Annotated in this window: 22 protein-coding genes; 10 read left to right on the forward strand and 12 right to left on the reverse strand. The window is 32.8% G+C overall.

Going from position 1 to position 21,177, the window contains the following annotated elements:
* Positions 1 to 8: 8 nt before the first annotated feature.
* The 6 genes from HNP35_RS00190 to HNP35_RS00215 form a co-directional block, all read right to left on the reverse strand.
* The gene (locus HNP35_RS00190) at positions 9 to 1,406 is read right to left on the reverse strand and encodes a DUF1800 domain-containing protein (protein ID WP_184159603.1); all 1,398 of its coding nucleotides are present in this window, start codon (positions 1,404 to 1,406) and stop codon (positions 9 to 11) included.
* Between the two features lie 226 nt (positions 1,407 to 1,632).
* On the reverse strand, positions 1,633 to 1,902 hold the full coding sequence (locus HNP35_RS00195) for a hypothetical protein (RefSeq protein ID WP_184159601.1): 270 nt from the start codon (positions 1,900 to 1,902) through the stop codon (positions 1,633 to 1,635).
* Positions 1,903 to 1,908: 6 nt separating this feature from the next.
* Complete coding sequence (locus HNP35_RS00200; protein WP_184159599.1) at positions 1,909 to 2,385, reverse strand: hypothetical protein; 477 nt, start codon at positions 2,383 to 2,385, stop codon at positions 1,909 to 1,911.
* Positions 2,386 to 2,498: 113 nt separating this feature from the next.
* Positions 2,499 to 4,892 (reverse strand): ribonucleoside-diphosphate reductase subunit alpha, encoded by a 2,394-nt coding sequence (locus tag HNP35_RS00205; protein ID WP_184159597.1) that lies wholly within the window; start codon positions 4,890 to 4,892, stop codon positions 2,499 to 2,501.
* A gap of 263 nt (positions 4,893 to 5,155) precedes the next feature.
* Positions 5,156 to 6,133 carry a ribonucleotide-diphosphate reductase subunit beta gene (locus HNP35_RS00210; RefSeq protein WP_026728414.1) on the reverse strand — a complete coding sequence of 326 codons (978 nt, stop codon included), beginning with the start codon at positions 6,131 to 6,133 and terminating at the stop codon, positions 5,156 to 5,158.
* A gap of 336 nt (positions 6,134 to 6,469) precedes the next feature.
* Positions 6,470 to 7,039: a DUF3109 family protein gene (locus tag HNP35_RS00215; protein WP_184159595.1), complete on the reverse strand. Its 570-nt coding sequence runs from the start codon at positions 7,037 to 7,039 to the stop codon at positions 6,470 to 6,472.
* 308 nt (positions 7,040 to 7,347) lie between these two features.
* Between HNP35_RS00215 and HNP35_RS00220 the strand changes: the two genes are divergently transcribed.
* The 3 genes from HNP35_RS00220 to HNP35_RS00230 all read left to right on the forward strand — a co-directional run bounded on the left by HNP35_RS00220 (position 7,348) and on the right by HNP35_RS00230 (position 8,841).
* Positions 7,348 to 7,926 (forward strand): MarC family protein, encoded by a 579-nt coding sequence (locus HNP35_RS00220; protein ID WP_091494800.1) that lies wholly within the window; start codon positions 7,348 to 7,350, stop codon positions 7,924 to 7,926.
* Positions 7,927 to 8,030: 104 nt separating this feature from the next.
* Positions 8,031 to 8,234 carry a hypothetical protein gene (locus HNP35_RS00225; RefSeq protein ID WP_095954910.1) on the forward strand — a complete coding sequence of 68 codons (204 nt, stop codon included), beginning with the start codon at positions 8,031 to 8,033 and terminating at the stop codon, positions 8,232 to 8,234.
* A gap of 1 nt (position 8,235) precedes the next feature.
* Entirely contained in the window at positions 8,236 to 8,841 is a 606-nt protein-coding gene (locus HNP35_RS00230) for an FAD-dependent oxidoreductase (protein ID WP_184159743.1), read from the forward strand.
* Positions 8,842 to 8,935: 94 nt separating this feature from the next.
* Here the strand turns inward: HNP35_RS00230 and HNP35_RS00235 are convergent, their stop codons facing one another.
* The 5 genes from HNP35_RS00235 to HNP35_RS00255 all read right to left on the reverse strand — a co-directional run bounded on the left by HNP35_RS00235 (position 8,936) and on the right by HNP35_RS00255 (position 12,328).
* Positions 8,936 to 9,253, reverse strand: a complete 318-nt coding sequence (locus HNP35_RS00235) for a hypothetical protein (protein WP_184159593.1) — start codon at positions 9,251 to 9,253, stop codon at positions 8,936 to 8,938.
* 86 nt (positions 9,254 to 9,339) lie between these two features.
* Positions 9,340 to 9,705, reverse strand: a complete 366-nt coding sequence (locus HNP35_RS00240) for a nuclear transport factor 2 family protein (RefSeq protein WP_184159591.1) — start codon at positions 9,703 to 9,705, stop codon at positions 9,340 to 9,342.
* Between the two features lie 16 nt (positions 9,706 to 9,721).
* The gene (locus HNP35_RS00245) at positions 9,722 to 11,299 is read right to left on the reverse strand and encodes a S41 family peptidase (protein ID WP_184159589.1); all 1,578 of its coding nucleotides are present in this window, start codon (positions 11,297 to 11,299) and stop codon (positions 9,722 to 9,724) included.
* Positions 11,289 to 11,729: a deoxycytidylate deaminase gene (locus HNP35_RS00250; protein ID WP_184159587.1), complete on the reverse strand. Its 441-nt coding sequence runs from the start codon at positions 11,727 to 11,729 to the stop codon at positions 11,289 to 11,291. Before HNP35_RS00250 ends, HNP35_RS00245 begins: the two co-directional genes overlap by 11 nt.
* A 5-nt stretch (positions 11,730 to 11,734) precedes the next feature.
* Positions 11,735 to 12,328, reverse strand: coding sequence for a HupE/UreJ family protein (locus HNP35_RS00255; protein ID WP_184159585.1), 594 nt, complete (start codon positions 12,326 to 12,328; stop codon positions 11,735 to 11,737).
* Between the two features lie 168 nt (positions 12,329 to 12,496).
* Here HNP35_RS00255 and HNP35_RS00260 point away from each other — a divergent pair, with 168 nt between their 5' ends.
* Positions 12,497 to 12,928 (forward strand): TerB family tellurite resistance protein, encoded by a 432-nt coding sequence (locus HNP35_RS00260; RefSeq protein WP_184159583.1) that lies wholly within the window; start codon positions 12,497 to 12,499, stop codon positions 12,926 to 12,928.
* A gap of 149 nt (positions 12,929 to 13,077) precedes the next feature.
* On the opposite strand, the gene fbp is transcribed toward HNP35_RS00260, so the two are convergent.
* Entirely contained in the window at positions 13,078 to 14,082 is a 1,005-nt protein-coding gene (gene fbp, locus HNP35_RS00265) for a class 1 fructose-bisphosphatase (protein WP_184159581.1), read from the reverse strand.
* A 261-nt stretch (positions 14,083 to 14,343) separates the two neighbouring features.
* Between fbp and HNP35_RS00270 the strand changes: the two genes are divergently transcribed.
* The 6 genes from HNP35_RS00270 (at position 14,344) to HNP35_RS00295 (ending at position 21,023) form a co-directional block, all read left to right on the forward strand.
* Positions 14,344 to 14,832: a GNAT family N-acetyltransferase gene (locus HNP35_RS00270; protein WP_184159579.1), complete on the forward strand. Its 489-nt coding sequence runs from the start codon at positions 14,344 to 14,346 to the stop codon at positions 14,830 to 14,832.
* 69 nt (positions 14,833 to 14,901) lie between these two features.
* A complete protein-coding gene (locus HNP35_RS00275) occupies positions 14,902 to 16,161 on the forward strand; it encodes an aspartate kinase (protein WP_184159577.1) in 1,260 nt (419 codons plus the stop codon).
* Between the two features lie 265 nt (positions 16,162 to 16,426).
* The gene (locus tag HNP35_RS23985) at positions 16,427 to 16,645 is read left to right on the forward strand and encodes an SdpI family protein (RefSeq protein WP_246453358.1); all 219 of its coding nucleotides are present in this window, start codon (positions 16,427 to 16,429) and stop codon (positions 16,643 to 16,645) included.
* Between the two features lie 25 nt (positions 16,646 to 16,670).
* Complete coding sequence (locus HNP35_RS00285) at positions 16,671 to 16,901, forward strand: hypothetical protein (RefSeq protein ID WP_184159573.1); 231 nt, start codon at positions 16,671 to 16,673, stop codon at positions 16,899 to 16,901.
* A 71-nt stretch (positions 16,902 to 16,972) separates the two neighbouring features.
* Complete coding sequence (locus HNP35_RS00290; RefSeq protein ID WP_184159571.1) at positions 16,973 to 20,404, forward strand: hypothetical protein; 3,432 nt, start codon at positions 16,973 to 16,975, stop codon at positions 20,402 to 20,404.
* A gap of 64 nt (positions 20,405 to 20,468) precedes the next feature.
* Positions 20,469 to 21,023, forward strand: coding sequence for a hypothetical protein (locus HNP35_RS00295; protein WP_184159569.1), 555 nt, complete (start codon positions 20,469 to 20,471; stop codon positions 21,021 to 21,023).
* Positions 21,024 to 21,177 lie beyond the last annotated feature (154 nt).

Genomic DNA, 21,177 nt, shown 5'->3' on the forward strand with positions numbered 1-21,177 from the left:
ACTGCTTTTTAGATTAATTGATATTCTGGAAGTTTTGTGATGTAATTAAAAAGTCTAACCACGGCAAAATCAGCATGTGGGTCTTTGGGATCGAAATCGTACTTCAATAAATTTTCCATGTCTTTTTGAGCGGAATCGCTAACATTAAACAATAATCGATCTGACAATTCAGAAATAATACTTTTATTATTTCCATCTGAGTCAAAAGCTACTTTTACATCGATTTTCTCATATTCCGATTTTTCTTTTTCAACTCCATTTGTCATGGTTTTCAAAACTCTTCGATTAAGACTTTTTCCACTGCATAGCAAATCGGCTGTATTGTTTCTTTGCAGATAAATTTGTGATGTCAGCCATGAATTTCCGCCATCCCAACCTTTTACGTTGGTCTGATTGTATAGATCCATTCCCTGCTGTTTTAAGAAAACAGCAATAACAGCATCATTTATATCATTTATTTCCAATTCGTCGCACAGCTGCAAAATATAAACTAACGGATCTTTTATCTTATTTCCAGAATTCTCTTTTTTAAATTCTTCGGTAAAAATCTTAGTCAGTAAAGGTTGAATTTCAAACTTTTCTTTTCGGAAATAATCGCCGTAATACGTTACTAAATCTTCAGGTGGATTGTCATACACAAACCATTTCAGAATTTTTCGGGTAATGAGATAAGGAATGTTTTTCTGTTCGAAAATAATATCGACCAGATCATCTGCTTTCCAGTTTCCGGTTTTTCCGAAATAGGTTTTATTGCTATTGTCTTCGATATTTTTTCTGTAAACAGCGCCGTCATCGCCAATATTTAAACCAGCCAAAGCCTTTGCACCGTTTTTAATATCGTCTTCAGTATAATTTCCGATTCCGATTGTGAAGAGTTCTAGTAGTTCACGGCTTAGATTTTCATTGACTTTTCCTTTTTTATTGTCTCCATTATCCAAATATCGAACCATGGCATTTGATTTTAGAATTTGTTTGGTCAATTCTTTGAAATTCCCAAAGGCATTTTCACGCAAAATCATATTGTGCTGATAAATCCAGTAATTGACTTTTACTTTTTGAGAAGTAGAAACAAAATGATTGTGCCAGAAACAAACCATATTTTCCCGAAGCGGAAATTCGTCGTTTCGCATTTTTGCAATCCACCATTTTCTGAACTCAACAGCAGAATAAACTTCTTTTTTAAGGATTTTCTTTTTGGCTTCAGAATCTGCAGTCTTGATAGATTCTCGAAGTTCTTTGAGTTCAAGCAATGTTTTGGGATCATCATCTAAAAAAGAAGGCAATGATGTATCAAATTTTGAATTATAAGATTGCTTTAGAAATTTTTCTAAGCCGAGTTTTTCAATTTTTGAAGTTTGTTTTCCTGAAAAACCTAATCGTAAGGACCAAAGATTGCTTTTTTTCATCGTTCAGAAATTATTACAATAAGACTCGATTCTTTTTAAAAGGTTTAATTCTTTTAAAGAGGCTAAGTTGCTAAGATTCTAAGGTGCTGAGTTTTGAAAAGTCTTTGGTAATAATTAAAACGGGAAATTTTTGAGGATATTGTCTACATAATATTAGACAACCATAATCAATATAGCCCGTGGTTGAAACCACGGGCTATATTTTACATAAAAAACGTTAACCCTCTTAATATAAAAATTCGTCTAGAAATTCTTTATTTTCATTTAAATACAGAAAATAATTCGCTGTCTTTTTTTGATTTTCAAGAAGCTCTAACTTAATTTCAATACAGGGAGTTGGAATAAAATCATGATCTATTAGAATTGAAATAGATTTTGGAAGAATCTCACTAAAATTAATATTCTCATATTCCTCAGAATTAATATTCTTAAAATACTGAATTGCCAATTGATAATATTCTATTTTATTTTCAGCTATACTTAAATTAAGATTCATAACATTTTATTTTTTAATAGAATCCAATGTTTCTTGCTTTATCTGTTTTCTTTCGAGCATAAATTTAAACCAGTTTTCTAATTTTTGTTTTTCCGGTTTTTTCATTTTACTGATATCAATTTGCGGAAAACTCGAATAATCTATTCCATTCTTTTCCAAAACAGCATCATAATAGTGATAATACGCTCTATCATAATTAAACTTTTCTGCCATAATCTTGGCATATACCATAACACTATCTGTTCTTGCACTAAAACAGCAATCTTGAAAACTATAAAAAAGTTCATCATACGCATCTACATCTCCTCGCTTTTTAACTCGATTAATCAACGTATCGTAGTCTGTTGTTATAGAGCTAATAGTTGTTACATCTTCTTGGTCAATTTCTTCTAAATTCTGTTCTTTTTGTACTGGTAGCTTCTCAGCCTTTTGTTGGCATGCAAAAACACAACATAGAAAAACTAAGCTTAAAACTTTATTCATAAACTGTTTATTTAGTATTAACAAAAAAGCAGCTATCATTACAATAACTGCTTTCTATTTTCAAAGAGTAAATCTATCCTCTTTATTCTATGTTCTTTCTTCTAAAAAAAGAATTAAGACCCACACATCTCACAATCCTCAGGATCTGCCGCTTGTGCTTTTAAAAGCATTGCTTTATAATCCTCAACACTGATTGCTTCAGTTTCCTGAACTAATGATGGAGCTGTTTCTTCTTTTTTATCGTTGTTCAATGTGAATTTAATCGCATCTACAGCCGCTTTTGTTCTCAAGTAGTACATTCCTGTTTTTAAACCAGATTGCCAAGCGTAGAAGTGCATTGACGTCAATTTAGAATAGTTTGCATCTTGCATGAACAAGTTCAATGATTGAGATTGATCAATGAAATATCCTCTTTGACGAGACATATCGATAATATCTTTCATCGACATTTCCCAAACTGTTTTATAAAGATCTTTCAAGTCTTGCGGAATCTTATCAATATTTTGAACAGATCCGTTATGACGCATAATTTCTTGTTTCAAATCTTCGTTCCATAAACCTAATTTTACTAAATCTTCTAGTAAATGTTTGTTTACTACAATAAACTCTCCAGACAATACACGACGTGTATAAATGTTTGAAGTATATGGTTCGAAAGCTTCGTTGTTTCCAAGAATTTGAGAAGTCGATGCAGTTGGCATTGGTGCCACTAATAATGAGTTACGAACTCCATGTTCCATAACTTCTTTTCTTAATGAAGCCCAGTCCCAACGACCTGATAATTCTTCATCTTTCATTCCCCACATATTGTGTTGGAATTCTCCTTGTGACATTGGAGAACCTTCGAAAGTTGAATATGGTCCTTCTTCTTTTGCCATTTCCATAGAAGCAGTTACAGCAGCGAAATATAAAGTTTCGAAAATCTCTTGGTTTAACGCTTTTGCTTCATCACTTGTAAACGGCATACGCAACATAATGAAAGCATCAGCCAAACCTTGCACACCTAAACCAACTGGACGGTGACGCATGTTTGAGTTTTCAGCTTCTTTTACTGGATAATAGTTTCTGTCGATTACTTTGTTCAAGTTACGAGTTACACGTTTTGTAACGTTGTAAAGCGCTTCGTGATCAAATTTTCCGTTTTCAATAAACATTGGCAACGAAATAGAAGCCAAGTTACAAACTGCGATTTCATCTTTAGATGTAAACTCCATAATCTCTGTACACAAGTTTGAAGAACGAATTGTTCCTAAATTCTTGTGGTTTGATTTACGGTTTGCTGCATCTTTATACAACATATATGGAGTTCCAGTCTCGATTTGTGACTCAAGGATTTTCTCCCATAATTCACGAGCACGGATTGTTTTTCTTCCTTTTCCTCTAAATTCGTAATCTGTATATAACGCTTCGAATTCATCTCCGTAAACATCATATAATCCTGGACATTCATTAGGACACATTAAAGTCCAAGTTGAATCTTCTTGAACACGTTTCATGAACAAATCTGAAGTCCACATGGCAAAGAATAAATCTCTCGCACGCATTTCTTCTTTTCCTGTATTTTTCTTTAAATCCAAGAATTCGAAAATATCAGCATGCCAAGTTTCGATGTAAATCGCAAAACTTCCTTTACGTTTTCCTCCACCTTGATCTACGTAACGAGCCGTATCGTTGAAAACTCTCAACATCGGAACAATTCCGTTTGAAGTTCCGTTTGTACCGCGAATGTAAGATCCAGTTGCACGAACGTTATGAATAGAAAGTCCGATTCCTCCTGCTGATTGTGAGATTTTTGCTGTTTGTTTTAATGTATCGTAAATACCATCAATACTATCATCTTGCATTGCCAAAAGGAAACAAGAAGACATTTGTGGTTTTGGAGTTCCTGCATTGAACAACGTTGGCGTTGCGTGCGTAAAGAACTTTTTAGACATTAGGTCATAAGTCTCAATAACCGATTTCAAATCGTCTAAGTGAATACCAACAGAAACACGCATTAACATATGCTGTGGCCGCTCAACAATTTTTCCGTTTATTTTAAGAAGATAAGAACGCTCTAAAGTTTTGAAACCAAAGTAGTCGTAATTAAAATCTCTTGTATAAATAATATGAGAATCTAAAAAAGCAGCATTTTCTTGAATCACTTTGTACACATCATCAGCAATTAATGGCGCATCTTGTCCATTTCTTGGATTAACGTATCCGTACATATCTTTCATCGTTTCAGAGAAAGATTTTTTAGTATTTGAGTGTAGATTAGAAATAGCAATACGAGCTGCCAATTGAGCATAATCAGGATGCGCAATTGTCATAGAAGCTGCCGTTTCTGCTGCAAGATTATCCAATTCAGAAGTCGAAACCCCATCATACAATCCTTCGATAACTCTCATGGCTACCTTTACCGGATCTACAAGCTCATTTAAGCCGTAGCACAATTTTTTGATTCTTTCTGTAATCTTATCAAACATTACGGGCTCTCTGTGGCCATCTCTTTTTACTACATACATAAGCTTACCTTTTATAGTTATTGAAAAAATGAAAGTCCTTAGAGAACGAACTCCAGCACTTAAACATTGCGTGTTTTTAAATTATTTTTTGAGAATTACCGAATTCTCAATAGTTACTTGTTTCAAATTCGAAAATCGAATTTAAATGCGTCATAAATTGCTATTGAACCTGCGACTTGGGGAAAGAGATTCAACCTTAAAAAAAAATCTGTAATCTTTTTTTAGCGTTACTGGAAGATCAGGCGCTAAAAGTATTTTGTTACCTAAAAATCTGCATCAAATGAAATTTTCTGAGCATCGCTATCGGTGTTCATTACACCAGATTTTTGATACTCTGCAACACGTTTTTCAAAGAAATTAGTTTTTCCTTGAAGAGAGATCATATCCATGAAATCAAACGGATTCGCTGATCCATACACACGCTCACAACCTAATTCTACCAATAATCTATCGGCAACGAACTCTAAATATTGTGTCATTAAAGTTGCGTTCATACCAATTAAACTTACTGGAAGAGATTCTGTAACAAACTGTCTTTCGATATCTAAAGCATCAACAATGATTTCTTTAATTCTATCTTTTGGCACTTTGTTTACTAAGTGATGATTATGCAAGTGAACTGCAAAATCACAATGTACGCCTTCGTCACGAGAAATCAACTCATTAGAGAAAGTTAAACCTGGCATTAAACCACGTTTTTTCAACCAATAAATTGAACAGAAAGCTCCTGAGAAAAAGATTCCTTCAACAGCAGCAAAAGCAATAAGTCTTTCAGCAAATGAATCAGACTCGATCCATTTTAAAGCCCATTCTCCTTTTTTAGCAATTGCAGGGAAAACTTCCAAAGCATTAAATAATTCTGTTTTCTCCGCTTCGTCTTTAACGTAAGTATCAATTAATAAAGAATAGGTCTCACTATGAATATTCTCCATCATGATTTGAAATCCGTAGAAAAATTTCGCTTCAGCGTACTGAACTTCATTTACAAAGTTTTCAGCAAGGTTTTCGTTTACAATTCCGTCAGAAGCTGCAAAGAATGCCAAAATATGTTTAATGAAATATCTTTCGTCGTCATTCAATTTATTATTCCAATCTGTCAAATCTTGGTGAAGGTCAATTTCTTCGGCAGTCCAAAAACTTGCTTCCATCTTTTTGTACCATTCCCAAATATCATGATGTTTAATCGGAAAAATAACGAAGCGATTTTTATTTTCTTGTAATATTGGTTCGATTTGTGACATGACAGATTTTGTTAATTTTTGTATTGAATTTTTACTCATTCAGTAGACTACAAAGATTGTTAATTAAGCTCAAAAATAAAAGCCAAACTTATTCACAATCGGACGTAGTTTTTAACAACGGCTATTTTTTGAAAAATTTTTCAGACAATAATTAATTTACTGCAAATGAGCCATTTAAAACCCATACCATCCTCTTAAAGCCCCGTAAAATATAGACTTTTAAATATAAAAAGCAAGAAATTTTAAATAGTTTTAAAAAGTTTTTTTTGAGTTAAAACTTTATTTTTTTGAGTTAAAATATGTAGTCAAAATGACTATATTTTGGAACGCTGATTTTTAAGAATTTTTATGTTCTTCGGCTACTTTTTCAAGTTCCAAATACCAATCTTCACCAAAGCGACGAATTAGTGCTTCTTTGACAAATTTGTAAACTGGAACTTCCAATTCTTTTCCTAAAGAACAAGCGTCGTCACAAATATCCCATTTATCATAATTTACTGCTGCAAATTCTGTGAAGTCTTTTACTCGAATTGGATACAAATGACAAGAAACTGGTTTTTTCCAATCTACGATTCCTTGATTGTAAGCTTGCTCAATTCCACAAAGTGCCGTTTTTCCGTCAAAGATTACATAAGCACAATCTTTATTATCTATTAATGTAGTTTCTAGATCACCATCCGTTCCTTTTACCCAAGTTCCTTGCGCTTCAATCGCAGCAATCCCTTCTTTTCTTAAAAAAGGTTTTACTTTCGGATAAATTTCTTCTAAGATTTTCGTTTCAGCCTCATTCAAAGGCGCACCCGCATCTCCATCAACACAACAAGCTCCTTTACAAGCAGACAAGTTGCACACAAATTCTTTTTCCAGAATATCTTCTGAAATAATAGTTTTTCCTAACTGAAACATGATTCTAAAATACTGTTATTTATAAAGTGCAAAGATAGTCAAAGAAAGCACATATTCTTTCTTAAAATTTAACCGCAAAGTTCGCAAGGGTTTACGCAAGGTTCACAAAACATTATTTGTTTTTTTATCCTTGCGAACCTTGCGTAATTCTTTGCGGATTTTTGCGGTTAAATTATTAATTGTTACAAATATTACTTTTTTAACCAATAAAACATGTTTTTATAACAAAAATACAATCGGTCGAAAAATCAACTAACTTTATTAACTACTTTTGCAGCAGTTTTTTAAACCCTAAAAATCAAAGCGATATGTTAGAAATCGACTTCAAAGAAATTATCACAGTGAGTATGGTACTTTTTGCCGTAATTGATATTGTTGGCTCTATTCCTATTATTGTGAATTTAAGGGCTAAAGTTGGACATATCGAATCAGAGAAAGCTTCAATTGTTGCCGGAGCCATTATGATTGTCTTTCTTTTTGTTGGAGAAGGATTATTAAACCTAATTGGTATTGACGTTCATTCTTTTGCCGTTGCCGGATCTTTTGTTTTATTTTTTCTTGCACTAGAAATGATTTTAGGAATTAGAATCTACCGTGACGAAGAGCCAGGATCTGCTTCTATTGTTCCGTTGGCATTTCCATTAATCGCTGGAGCGGGAACTATGACCACTTTATTATCGCTCCGATCTCAATTTCACACCATTAATATTATCATTGCGATTTTACTAAATATCATTCTAGTTTACATCGTTTTGAAATCTTCTAAAAAAATCGAAAATTTGTTAGGAGAAAACGGACTTGGCGTAGTTCGTAAGACATTTGGAGTGATACTTTTAGCAATTGCTGTTAAATTATTCGCCGCTAATGTTAAAGGTTTGTTCGTCTAAATTTTATTTTTATAAATTTACCCCGTAAAATATTCTAAAATACAACTCTTAGCTATTTTTCGAGAGTTCTACTTTATTATTTTAGACCAAACAGAAACAATCTTATGAAAATTTTTACTTCAATCTTAGTGCTTTTAGCATTAGCTTTAATCGTTTTTAATATTACGCTATTAGACTTTAAAAATCCTTTTCAAGGAGATAGTATTGTAGCTTTTATTGGAATCGCCGCTTCATTTTGCGCTGTTCTTATTCTTTTGATTTTTAGAATTTCAAAAAGAATAGAGGAAAAAATGAATGACAACAGATAATATGTTTGATGTTTTAATTATAGGCGGTGGAGTTTCAGGAATGTCCTGCGCTCTTGTATTAGGATCCGCAAAAAACAAAACTTTTGTTACTGACAAAAAAATAGGAATTTTTACACACCAGAAAAATTCTTCTCTGCAAGAAGCAATATTTTATAACGCTTACGGAATTACACCAGGAAAATTAGGCTCTGAACTGCTTACTGAAAGCACACAGGATTTAGCAACAACTTATCCGCATATTTCTCAGATTCCAAATGAGAAAGTAATGAAAATTGAAGGAAGTTATCCTGAATTTACCGTAGTTACAAACAAAAACTCTTACCAAACTAAGAATATTGTTATCGGAATTGGTTCTGCCAATACTTTTGATATTGAAGGTTTAATGCAATTTGTTGAACCTCATAAAAAAGCACTACCTGAGAAACAACGTATTCAACTTAAAAACGAAGATCACAAAGTTGCTGAAGGAATTTATGTAATTGGAACTTTGGCCGGCTGGAGAAGTCAATTGGCAATTGCTGCCGGAAGTGGAGCTGCTGTCGCGACAGATATTCTTACTTTATGGAATAACGGCGTTCAAACTCACGCACACGATAGTATTCGATAAAATTATTAAACCATATAAGCGATATAAGTTCATTCAATTTTTATGCGCAAAGCATATATGAACTTATATCACTTATATGGTTTGTTTTTTACCTTTATTTAACCGAAACGATTTCAGTTACTCTAATATGGTTTTCATCTTCGGTTTTCCATCTTTCTCCTTTTACAGAAACCACATCACCGATTTTTAATTGTTTGTAGTTTTGTGGTCCGCCGACATTTACAATACTAATTGTGGCAAAATATACTTCTTTCGCATCTGTTGTAATTTTTGCTGTATAACCGTCTTTTCCTCCTTCAATAGATTCTACTCTTCCAGAAACTGGAACATTTGCATCGTTTTTCATTGTTGCACAAGAGATTACCAAAGCCACTAAAAATGCTAGTAAACTTATTTTTTTTAGATTTTTCATATTGATAATTTAATCGCGAAGTTCGCTAAGATTTACGCTAGGTTCGCAAAGTTTATTTTAAGTTAATATTACTATTCAACCAAAATTTATGCCAGCTGAACGCAACTTCCTGCAATAACTTTCAAATTTTTGCCTATTTTTTTCCAGACTCTAATGTATTTGAAAACTCCATTAATTGGGTTGTTATCGTAACTTCCTTTTAATGAAACGGCAACAGCGACTACTGCGGCGCTCTCAATTATATTTACAATCTGATCGGTAGCTTCTAAAAAATCTATCTTCATTTTACCAGAACGATACGATTGCAGATCAAACTCTTTGGTTATGGTTTGTCCGTCTGGCATATTAAACAATAAATCATCATGAAGAATGGTTTCCAAAGCCAAAACATCCGATTTCTTAATAGCAGTCAGAAGTTCAATTTCTGCATCAATAACGGTTTCTATTTTCATGATATACAATTTGAAGTTATTTCTTTGGATTTAGAACGGTCTTAATCATGGCATCATCTTTTAAAATCACATCATAATAATACAATTCTCCATATAGCTGACGAGCAAATTCAGCAGTAATATATCGGTTTACAAGTGCTTTTGTTTTGTCTAGTTTTAAATCTAAACCAGTCATTAAAATATAGTTTTTAAACTTTTTAAAGTACAGATCTGAACTTTTCATTTTATTTAAAAACGTATTGAAATTATCTCCTGCAAAAGCATTTCTATTTTTATCTAATTCTTCAAACACAAAATGCCCAACAATTCCGGTTTGCAACAAATAAGCAACGTTTTCATTTCCGTGCTCCGCTTCCATTGGAACAAAAACATCGGGAACAATTCCGCCACCGCCGTAGACAATTTTCCCTTTTGGAGTTTTAAATTTTAAAGAATCGGCTACTTTTATACTATCTTTTGCATAAAGTTCTCCAGTAGCAATTCTAGATTCAGATTCTTTAAAATATTCTTCGTTTCCTTTTTTGTATGGTTTCTGAATTGATCTTCCTGTAGGAGTATAATAACGCGCAACAGTCAATCTTACAGCAGATCCGTCATTAAAATCCATTTCTCTCTGAACCAAACCTTTTCCAAACGAACGTCGCCCAACAATGGTTCCGCGATCATTATCTTGAATTGCGCCAGCTAAAATTTCGCTCGCAGAAGCGCTATTTTCATTAATTAAAACATACACTTTTCCTGTTTCAAAACTTCCTGCTTTTGTGGCATATGTTTTTTCTGTTGAACCATTTTTGCTTTTTGTAAAAACGATTAACTGTTTATCTTTCAAAAATTCATCTGCAATCGCAATGGCTTCTTCCATATATCCGCCGCCATTATCGCGAAGATCTATTACAAGAGATTCGATTCCTTTTTGTTTTAATCTGCTTAAACCCGTCTTAAATTCATTAAAAGTGGTTTCTGCAAAACGGTTTATTTTAATATAACCGATTTTATTTCCAATCATTATAGAAGCGTCGACACTCTTAATTGGAATAACATCTCGTTTTACCTTAAACTTAAGTTTCTTTTTTTCTGATTTTCTAAAAACCGTTAATTCAATTTCAGAACCTTGGAGACCTTTCAATTTTGAGAACAAACTATCCGAAGGCAATTTTCTTCCGTATAATTTTGTTTTTCCTGCAAAAAGAATTCTATCTCCAGATTTAAGTCCCGCTTTCGCTGAAGGACCATTTTCGATTGGTTTTATAATGGCAACCGAATCTTTATACATATAAAAATTGATTCCGATTCCGACAAAATCACCTTTCATACTTTCTGCAACTTCAGCTTGTTCGCTTGGCGGAATATAAACCGAGTGTGGATCTAATTTAGAAAGAATATTATCTACCGTAAGATTTACAATAGAATCGGTATTGACACTATCAACATATTCTGTATTGATGAAGTCAATTAATTTATTAAGCTTGGTTTTAGAGTAATTTTTAGCCAAAAGCTGATCGCTTGCGGGAGCGTTCATAAAACTTCCTGCAATTGTTCCCAGAGCAAAAGTTGCTCCTATTATTATTGGCAAATATTTCGAATTAAACTTCATCTTCTTCTAAAACAGGAACGTGTTCTACTTCAACACCTGCTTTTATTAAAAATTGAATTCCGGAATCATCACGATATCCATCTTTATAAACCACTCTCTTTATCCCTGATTGGTGAATTAATTTACTACATTCTTTACAAGGTGAAAGTGTAATATATAATGTCGCGCCTTCGCAAGATTGTGTTGATCTTGCCACTTTTAAGATGGCATTTGCTTCAGCATGTAAAACATCCCAACGTGTTAAGCCTTCTTCATCTTCACAGCAATTTTCGAATCCAGAAGGAGTTCCGTTGTAACCGTCAGAAATAATCATTCTGTCTTTTACGATAATGGCTCCAACTTTTTTACGTTTACAATATGAAAGCTGCCCCCACTCTTTTGCAATTCGCAGATAAGCTTTATCGTATTTATTCAATTTTTTTTCTTTCATTTAATTTATCTGTTCCAAATTGGGCTTTCAATAATCATCGGAACTACAACTCCAATGATAAAAGCCGACATTACAAGCGCCCAGTCGCGTTTTGAAAAACGAAAAACCGTTTGCACTATATATGAAATTACTAAAACAACAAAAACCACTACTAATTGAGCAGCTTCAATTCCTAACGCAAACTCTCCCAAAGGTAGTAATTTTGATGTTGCGGAACCTCCTAATATTGTTTTGAAATAGTTAGAAAATCCTAAACCATGGATAATTCCAAAGAATAAAGTTATAAAAAATACCAGATTTACGCCATCATTCTTAGAAGTCTTTCCTGCTGTAAATAAATGATAAAGAGCAGTTATCAAAATTGTTATTGGAATAAGGAATTCTACTATATTTACTTTTATCGCAATTATCCCGTAAACAGACAGGATTAAAGCCAACGTATGTCCGATTGTAAATAAAGAAACTAATAGAAAAATTCTTTTCCAATCCTTAAATAAATAAGGAACAGTTAAGGCGATTAAAAAAAGAACGTGATCGTAAGCATGGATATCTAAAACGTGTTTTAATCCTATTTGAAAATAAATCCAAAATTGTGACATAGGTATATTGTAATTAAATAATTAGGGGCTGTAAACTTACGATTAATTTTCAAAATTCAAGATTTAAGCCTTCAAATCCTTCAAGAAAAATAAGTTAAATTTTATGAGAAATTTAAAATTATAAATTTAAAAATAGGACTATATTTGTTCTATAAAAACTAATTAATTATGCCATTTTCAGAATTATTTGATAACGAATTCAAACAAAGAAACAGAGGTCATTTCTCTGCAATTGTGCGTGTAGCTTTTGCTGACGGTAAAATCAACCAACAAGAACAAGAGTTTTTGGATAAAATCGCTTCAACATTACAAATTTCAGACGAAGAATATAAAGAGATACTTTCAGATCCTTGGAAACATCCAATAAACCCTCCTTACTTATACACGCAGCGTTTAGAGCGTCTGTATGACTTAGCAAGAATGGTTCATGTTGACCACCATTTAGGAGATTTACAAGAAGTAATGTTAAGACGTATGGGATTAGCTTTAGGATTTACACCAGGAAACGTAGATTTTATTGTTTCTAAAGCACTTTCGTTAGTAGACAAAAAAGTAGAATTGGATACTTTCCTTTTCGAAATGGAGAATATGAACAAATAAGAAGTTTTCAGTCGCAGTCGCAGTTTTCAGTTTCTTCTGAAATCTAAAGATTGAAATTTATACAAAACTAAAAACCCGATAGATTTTAAAAATCTATCGGGTTTTATTTTTATAGTTTGGTCTGAAAACTGAGACTGAAAACTGAAAACTTATTCAGCCGCCATAAACTCCTCAGCTTTTTCTACCATATTATAGCTTCCGCAAAAAAACGGAACTCTTTGGTGTAGTTCTGTTGGTTGGATTTCCATAATTCTTCCAAAACCGTCTGTTGCTTTTCCTCCTGCTTGTTCTGCGAGAAACGCCATCGGATTACATTCGTATAATAAACGTAACTTTCCTTTTGGCGCTTTCGAACTTGTCGGATAAATATAAACGCCGCCTTTGATCATATTTCGATGAAAATCGGCAACCAAACTTCCAATGTATCTTGAAGTATATGGCCTGTCACCTTCTTCGCGCTGACAATACTTAATGTAATTTTTGACTCCCTGTGGAAAATGAACATAATTTCCTTCGTTTACAGAATAAATATGTCCGTCTTTCGGAAATTTCATGTTTGGATGCGAAAGGTAAAAAGTACCGATCGCCGGATTTAAGGTAAATCCGTTTACTCCATGTCCAGTCGTGTAAACCAGCATTGTAGAAGTTCCATAAATTACATAGCCTGCTGCAACTTGATTGATTCCCGGCTGTAAAAAATCCTCGCTAGTTACCGGAGTTCCAATTGGAGTAATTCTTCTAAAAACAGAAAAAATAGTTCCAACCGAAACGTTTACATCAATGTTTGAAGATCCGTCAAGCGGATCCATTAAGATCACGTACTTATTATTATGACAGTTGTCGCTCCCCTGAACTGTAATAAAATCGTCGTTTTCTTCAGAAGCAATACCACAGACAATCTCACGGTTTATTAACGTCTGGATAAATACTTCGTTTGCATAGACATCTAATTTTTGCTGATCTTCTCCTTGAATATTTTGTTCGCCCGCGGCGCCAATAATATCTACAAGTCCAGCTTGGTTTACTTTATGATTGACAACCTTGGCCGCCAATCTAATAGAGTTGATAATTCGAGAAAGTTCTCCCGAAGAATACTGAAATGCTTTTTGGTTCTCAATAATAAACTCTCCCAGTGTTTTATTGCGTTCTTCCATTTCTAAATCGTTATAGTTTTGTTTTTAAGTCACAAATATCGCTTATTTTGTGAGAATGATTCAAAAATTATTTTGTTAGTTTGCTACTATTGTATATTTGCTAATAATCTGCAAAAAGCAACAACTAAAAAAATGCTTTTTGAGATAATAAATACTTAAAAATACGAATACAAAAAATTGTTTCTTATATAAATTCGCAAGAGCAAATCTGATAAAGGAAAAAGCGATACTATAAAGGACAAAAAGTAAAATGAATTGATTATGAATATTAGAAAAGGGAATCCTGAAGACATGAAATCGGTGTTGGGACTTATTCAGGAGCTGGCGATATTCGAAAAAGAACCTGAAGCAGTTGTCATCACGGAGGAAGATTTAATACGTGACGGTTTTGGAGAAAAACCATTATTTCACGTTTTTGTGGCAGAGATTGAAAACGACCAAAAACAAAAAGAAATTGTTGGAATTGCTTTGTACTATTACCGCTATTCTACCTGGAAAGGAAAAACAATACATCTTGAAGATTTAATTGTAAAAGAAAAAATGCGCGGCACTGGTTTGGGCTCTGCACTTTATGCTGAAATTATGAAGCAAGGAAAAAAAGATGGTGTAAGAAGAGTAGAATGGAATGTTTTGGCTTGGAATACACCAGCAGTTAACTTTTACAAAAATTCTGGCGCAAAAATTCTAGAAGACTGGCAAGTTGTGCAAATGGATGAAGCTGGAGTTAATTCATTCTTAGAAAAATTATAAAAAACAAAAAATTAAGATTTCGCCCCAATATAATCTGAAATCTAAAATCAAAAATCTATAAATTAAAAAATGAGAGTATTTAAATTTGGAGGAGCATCTGTAAAAGATGCAGATGGAATTAAAAACGTATATGACGTTTTACAAAAAGTAGGTTACGAAGACGTAATTCTTGTAGTTTCGGCTATGGGAAAAACAACAAATGCTCTTGAAGTTGTTATCAAGAATTATTTTGAAAAATCAACAGAATTGAACTCTTCTGTTCAAGAAATAAAAAAATATCACAATCAAATCTTATTGGATTTATTTGAAGATGAAAAGCATGAAGTTTTTGCAGCTGTAAATGCGCAGTTTGATGAACTAGAGTACTTTTTAGCTCATAATAAATCTCCAAACTACAATTTCGTTTACGATCAAGTTGTAAGTTTTGGTGAATTGATTTCAACAAATATTTTAAGTCATTATATGAATTTCAGAGGAATTCAGACACAATGGCTTGATGTTCGTAATTTCATTAAAACAAATGCAAATTACAGAGATGCAGAAGTAGATTGGGAAACAACTCAGCAAAACATCAGCAAAAATGTCCCAAGAAAACAGCTAAACATTACGCAAGGATTTTTAGGTGCTGACGATAATAATTTCACTACTACTTTAGGTCGTGAAGGTTCAGATTATACTGCCGGAATTTTTGCTTATTGCTTAAACGCAGAAAGCGTAACAATCTGGAAAGACGTTCCAGGAGTTATGAATGCTGACCCGCGTTATTTTGAAAATGCTAGTTTATTAAACCAGATTTCGTATCGTGAAGCTATCGAATTAGCATTTTACGGAGCAACAGTTATTCACCCGAAAACATTACAGCCTCTACAGAAAAAAGAAATTCCTTTGTATGTAAAATCGTTTGTGAATCCTTTATTGAAAGGAACTTGCGTTTCTAAAGGTGTAGATTTAGAACCACAATATCCATGTTTTATCGTAAAAAGAGAACAACTTTTAATCTCACTTTCTTCTATTGATTTCTCTTTCATTATGGAAGAAAACATCAGTGAGATTTTTGGATTATTCCACGAATTTAAAATCAAAGTAAACTTGATTCAGAATTCTGCGATTAGTTTCTCTGTTTGTGTGGAAGATAAATTTGGAAATTTCCCAGAATTGAATGCTATTCTTTCTAAAAAATTCAAAGTTGAATACAGCGAGAATGTTACATTATATACGATTCGTCACTTTACAGAAGAAGCTGCTCAAACGGTCGAAACTAACAAAGAAGTTTTACTGAAACAAGTTAGCCGCGAAACGATGCAAATTGTGACTAAAGAATTAAGTTAATACTTTAAAAAGGCAATTATTTAATTCAATCTTATAGAAAAAGGCTTCACTTAATTGTGGAGCCTTTTTTTGTAAGTTTTTTATTTGATTTTCCTTTATTTTTTGTATAATTGGAAAATGAAGTTTTAAAACACTATTTATGGAAGTGATAACTCTTTTACTTAAAAATCCTATCGTTATAATAGTATTATTTATAATACTAATAACTAAAGTGTTTCCTCCAAAAAACATAAATTCTTTGTATGGCTACAGAACTTCAAATTCAATGAAAAATAAATCGAATTGGGATTTTGCTCAAAAATTCAGCACCAATCTTTTCCTTATATTATTGACTGTTTTGTTGCTTCTTCAAATCATATTATATCTAATCTTCGGCAGTACTACGTTTACTAATTTTTCAGTATTTATAGGTTTAATAATTTCTGTTGCAATTGTTTTATATCAAACTGAAAAAAAACTTAAACAATCAAAAACTTCTGAATAATATCCGAACCATTTTCTAAAATTATATGAAAGCACAAAAAACATTTACACTGATTTTTTTAATAATTGTTTTATTATATATCGGATTCGATTTAGGTCCACTTTTTTTTCAAAAAGAAAGCATAAAAGATATTTCATTTTCTGATTTTAGAAATTCAATTGGAGTTGCATTATCAGGAACAGGTGTATATTTAAGTTATCGATCAGCAATTAAAAAAGAAAACAAACTCAAGAAACAAGAGAATTTACAAGTTTAAAACTCAAAAATTCAAGCCCTGATTTTACCAATTATAAATACTACTTTTGACTTTTTAGAGTTAAAGTATTTATGTTGAAAAAATTACTGTTTTGGACTGTTTTCTTCTGCTTTTCTGTGCTTCAGGCACAGGATACGGAATCGTTGTACAAAACCAAAAAAGTAATCGCTTCAAAAGATACTATTCGGTTAGAAAAGGTCAGCATCAACTCTGGATTTTTTCAGCTTTTAAATACCAAAAACGAACCGATAGATTCGACTTTCTATAAAATTGATTTTCAAAAAGGTTTTTTGCTTTTAAATGAAAAATTTCAATCAACTTCAGATACTTTAGTTGTCAATTATCTCAAATATCCAGACTTCCTAACCAAAGAATATAGCCTTTACAAATCTGATCAAATTGTTACCAATGATGTCGGAACCGAAAAATTGTATCGAATTGAAAACAATGCTAACGCCAAAAAAGTAACTCCATTTGATGGTTTAAATACTTCTGGAAGTATTACGCGAGGGATTACAATTGGTAATAATCAAAGTACGGTTTTAAACTCCAATTTAGATTTACAGATTACGGGAAAAATTTCAGAAAAAGTGAGTTTGCGTGCTTCGTTGCAAGACAGCAATATTCCGTTGCAAGATGGCGGTTATTCTCAAAAACTAGATCAGTTTGATAATATTTTTATGGAACTTTTCAGCGATGATTGGAACATTCGCGCAGGCGATGTCTTTTTAGAAAACAGAAAAACACAATTTCTAAGTTTCAATAAAAAAGTTCAGGGAATTTCGGCAAGCTTTGATTTCGATACCGAAAAAAGTAAAACTAATGTTTTTGCTTCAGTTGCTTTTGTAAAAGGTCAATATGCCAAAAGTACTTTTACAGGTCAGGAAGGAAATCAGGGTCCATATAAATTGAAAGGTCAAAATGGCGAATTGTATGTTTTGGTGATTTCGGGTTCAGAACGTGTTTATGTAAATGGTGTTTTACTGAAACGTGGTGAAAACAACGATTATGTCATTGATTATAATGCAGGAGAAATAGTCTTTACGTCGCTTTTTCCAATCAATTCAGAAATGCGTATTAATATAGAATACCAATATTCTGAGCGAAATTACAATCGATTGGTGACTTATGCGGGCGCAACGCACGAGAACAAAAAATGGAGTTTTGGAGGTTATATTTATTCTGAAAACGACCTGAAAAATCAGCCTTTACAGCAAAATCTTTCTCCAGAACAAGTTCAGATTTTGAGTGAAGCGGGAGATGATGTTAATTTAATGAAAGCGCCGTCTGCTTATGAAGACAAATATGCAGACAACAAAATTCTGTATAAAAAGAGCATTGTAAATTCGGTTGAAATATATGAATATTCCAACAATTCTGCAGATGTTTTATACAATGTAAGATTTAGTCTGGTTGGTGCAAATGCTGGAAATTATATCATTCAAAACAATAATTCTGTCGAGCGTATTTACCAATATGTTGAACCTATAAATGGCATTTTACAAGGAAATTACGAACCAATTGTACAGCTTGTTGCACCAATAAAACTTCAGGTTGCCACTTTTTTAGGAAAATATAATCCGAATGAAAAAACTTTGGTCGATTTTGAATTGGCAGTTAGCAATAATGACCAGAACTTATTTTCAGGAATTGATGATGCTGACAATGAAGGAATCGCTTTTAAAACCAATCTTAAAAAACGACTTTTTTCTAAAAGTTGGAGTTTAGATGCTTTTGCTAATTATCAATATGTGCAGCAAGATTTTAAATCTGTTGAACGTTTGTATAATATCGAATTTAATCGCGATTGGAATTTAACTGGAACACTTTTGGGCAATCAGAGCCTTTTGGTAACGGGATTTAATTTTGATTTATTTTCTCAAAAAAAATCTTCTGATATTGGTTTACTGACATATCAATTTGAGAAATTAGATTTTAGCGAAAGTTATTCTGGTTCCCGACACACCACGACGGCTTTATTCAAAATCAAAAATTGGACAATTGAAAACAATGGCAGTTTCTTGAATTCCGATGCAACTACTTCTACTTCAAAATTTATTAGAAATCAAACCCGAACCAAATATCATTTTGGCAAAAATTGGGTTGGCGGCAGCATGCAATTGGAAGACAATCAGGAAAAAGATAAGATTACGAATCAGTTTTCGACTTTGAGTCAGCGTTTTTCAGAATACGGAGTTTTTGCGGGACGTGGCGACAGCACCAAAGTTTTTGTTGAAATTGGTTATTTGCAAAGACGAAATGATAGTTTGCAAAACGGATTGTTACAACATGTAAACAACTCTCAAACCTATTATTTAAAATCAAAACTGATTCAGAATAAAACCACCGATTTAGCGGTTTATGCGAGTTATAGAAATCTAGATTTTACAGACGCAACTCGAAAAAATGAACCTTCTTTAAATTCGAGAATTTTATACAATGACCGTTTTTTCAATCAATTAATGCAGATTGGAACGGCTTATGAAACCAGTTCAGGAACTATTGCACAACAAGAATTTACTTATGTTGAAGTTCCAACCGGACAAGGAGTTTACACATGGAATGATTATAACGGAAACGGGATTCAGGAATTGGAAGAATTTGAAATAGCAGTTTATCAGGATCAGGCGAAATATGTTAGAATCTTTTTACCCAATCAGGTTTATATCAAAACCAATCAGAATAAGTTTTCGCAATCCTTAACTCTGAATCCGCTGCAATGGCAAAATGAAAAAGGATATAAAAAAGTGCTGTCTTATTTTTACAATCAGACCTCTTTTATATTCGACCGAAAGGTTAGAAATGAAGGCGAGCTAGACCTTAATCCGTTTGGTTCTTCGGAAGACAACATTTTAGGACTTAATTCGAGCTTTAGAAATAGTTTGTTTTACAATCGTGGTCGACAAAAACATTCTGTCACTTATTCTTACCTCGTCAATAAAGGAAAAAGTCTGCTCTCTATTGGCTCTCAAAATGTTGGAAATTATTCGCATCAAATCCAATATACTCATTTATATCAAAAAAGCTGGCTTTTTAATTTCTTTACCAAAACCATCAAAACAGATTTGGTTTCGAAAGATTTTGCCGAAAAAAATTACGACATAAATGGCTGGCAAATCGCACCAAAAGTGAGTTATTTATTTTCTAAAAACACCAAATTGGATTTCTTTTACGAACTTCAAAACAAAAAAAATCAAATAGGGAATTTTGAAACCTTAGACCAAAATAGAATCGGTACTTCTTTTTCTTATGCGGGAGAAAGGAAAGTAACTGTAAATGGAGAATTTTCTTTCTATCAAAATAAATTTAATGGAAATGAGTTTTCTTCTGTCGGTTTTCAAATGTTAGAAGGACTCCAAGCAGGTTCGAATCTAGTTTGGAAACTGCTTCTGCAAAAGAACATTACGTCTTTTTTAGATATCAATTTAAATTATCAAGGTCGTAAAAGTGAAACTGGATCGACCATTCATACTGGAAATATTCAGCTTCGTGCATATTTTTAATGTGTTGCGAAAAAGATGACAATAAATTGTTTAATTTTAATAGAAATTTAAACGTATAACCATTATGAAAAAATTATTATTGTTCTGTTTTATAGTTGTTTTCTCATCTAACTTCTACGCCCAAGAAACAACTGCAAAAGCTGCTAAAAGCAAAACAGAAGCCTCAGCTAAAAAAGCCAAATCAACTGCAGACAAAGCTTCGGCTGATGCAAAAAAAGAAGCGGCAAAATCTAAAAAAGCAGCAGATGATGCAAAAGAAGCTTCATCAAAAGCAAAAAAAGAAACAGCAGACAAAGCTAAAAAAACAGCAGACAAGGAAGCTACAAAAGCAAAAGCCGACGCTAAAAAAGCAACTGTAGAATCTGACAAAGCAAAAAGTGCTGCAGACAAAGCTAAAGCCGATGCAAAAAAATCAACAGCAAAAGCTGACGCTGCTAAAAAAGATGCCACAGCTGCCAAAAAATCGGCGACTAAGACTGTAAAAGAAACAAACGAAAAAGCGCCAGCTGTACCAGATAAAGTTACTGGCGAGTATAATGGTAAAAAAGTATATACTGGTCCAAGAGGCGGTAAATACTATATCAACAAAAATGGTAATAAAACTTATATTCAGGATTAATTAAAAGGTTCTGAGGGACTAAGGCACTGAGGTGCTAAGGTTCTAAAACACGAAATTTTGAGGCCGAACTTAATGTTCGGCTTTTTTTTATATTCTAACAAAACTTACAAAGTTCCTTATTAAGGTCATTTTAAAAACTCAAAATTGCTTAACA

Source organism: Flavobacterium notoginsengisoli (genome assembly GCF_014207905.1).
Lineage (GTDB): Bacteria > Bacteroidota > Bacteroidia > Flavobacteriales > Flavobacteriaceae > Flavobacterium > Flavobacterium notoginsengisoli_A.

Excerpts from the sequence above, each read along its gene's own strand:
- HNP35_RS00215 (WP_184159595.1), bottom strand. The coding sequence starts at position 7,039 with ATGTTTCAGTTAGGAAAAACTATTATTTCAGAAGATATTCTGGAAAAA.
- HNP35_RS00250 (WP_184159587.1), bottom strand. The coding sequence starts at position 11,729 with ATGAAAGAAAAAAAATTGAATAAATACGATAAAGCTTATCTGCGAATT.
- HNP35_RS00240 (WP_184159591.1), bottom strand. The coding sequence starts at position 9,705 with ATGAAAATAGAAACCGTTATTGATGCAGAAATTGAACTTCTGACTGCT.
- HNP35_RS00230 (WP_184159743.1), top strand. The coding sequence starts at position 8,236 with ATGTTTGATGTTTTAATTATAGGCGGTGGAGTTTCAGGAATGTCCTGC.
- HNP35_RS00195 (WP_184159601.1), bottom strand. The coding sequence starts at position 1,902 with ATGAATCTTAATTTAAGTATAGCTGAAAATAAAATAGAATATTATCAA.
- HNP35_RS00200 (WP_184159599.1), bottom strand. The coding sequence starts at position 2,385 with ATGAATAAAGTTTTAAGCTTAGTTTTTCTATGTTGTGTTTTTGCATGC.
- HNP35_RS00270 (WP_184159579.1), top strand. The coding sequence starts at position 14,344 with ATGAATATTAGAAAAGGGAATCCTGAAGACATGAAATCGGTGTTGGGA.
- HNP35_RS00290 (WP_184159571.1), top strand. The coding sequence starts at position 16,973 with ATGTTGAAAAAATTACTGTTTTGGACTGTTTTCTTCTGCTTTTCTGTG.
- HNP35_RS00285 (WP_184159573.1), top strand. The coding sequence starts at position 16,671 with ATGAAAGCACAAAAAACATTTACACTGATTTTTTTAATAATTGTTTTA.
- HNP35_RS00245 (WP_184159589.1), bottom strand. The coding sequence starts at position 11,299 with ATGAAGTTTAATTCGAAATATTTGCCAATAATAATAGGAGCAACTTTT.
- HNP35_RS00235 (WP_184159593.1), bottom strand. The coding sequence starts at position 9,253 with ATGAAAAATCTAAAAAAAATAAGTTTACTAGCATTTTTAGTGGCTTTG.
- HNP35_RS23985 (WP_246453358.1), top strand. The coding sequence starts at position 16,427 with ATGAAAAATAAATCGAATTGGGATTTTGCTCAAAAATTCAGCACCAAT.
- HNP35_RS00220 (WP_091494800.1), top strand. The coding sequence starts at position 7,348 with ATGTTAGAAATCGACTTCAAAGAAATTATCACAGTGAGTATGGTACTT.
- fbp (WP_184159581.1), bottom strand. The coding sequence starts at position 14,082 with ATGGAAGAACGCAATAAAACACTGGGAGAGTTTATTATTGAGAACCAA.
- HNP35_RS00255 (WP_184159585.1), bottom strand. The coding sequence starts at position 12,328 with ATGTCACAATTTTGGATTTATTTTCAAATAGGATTAAAACACGTTTTA.
- HNP35_RS00260 (WP_184159583.1), top strand. The coding sequence starts at position 12,497 with ATGCCATTTTCAGAATTATTTGATAACGAATTCAAACAAAGAAACAGA.
- HNP35_RS00205 (WP_184159597.1), bottom strand. The coding sequence starts at position 4,892 with ATGTATGTAGTAAAAAGAGATGGCCACAGAGAGCCCGTAATGTTTGAT.
- HNP35_RS00190 (WP_184159603.1), bottom strand. The coding sequence starts at position 1,406 with ATGAAAAAAAGCAATCTTTGGTCCTTACGATTAGGTTTTTCAGGAAAA.
- HNP35_RS00275 (WP_184159577.1), top strand. The coding sequence starts at position 14,902 with ATGAGAGTATTTAAATTTGGAGGAGCATCTGTAAAAGATGCAGATGGA.
- HNP35_RS00225 (WP_095954910.1), top strand. The coding sequence starts at position 8,031 with ATGAAAATTTTTACTTCAATCTTAGTGCTTTTAGCATTAGCTTTAATC.
- HNP35_RS00210 (WP_026728414.1), bottom strand. The coding sequence starts at position 6,133 with ATGTCACAAATCGAACCAATATTACAAGAAAATAAAAATCGCTTCGTT.
- HNP35_RS00295 (WP_184159569.1), top strand. The coding sequence starts at position 20,469 with ATGAAAAAATTATTATTGTTCTGTTTTATAGTTGTTTTCTCATCTAAC.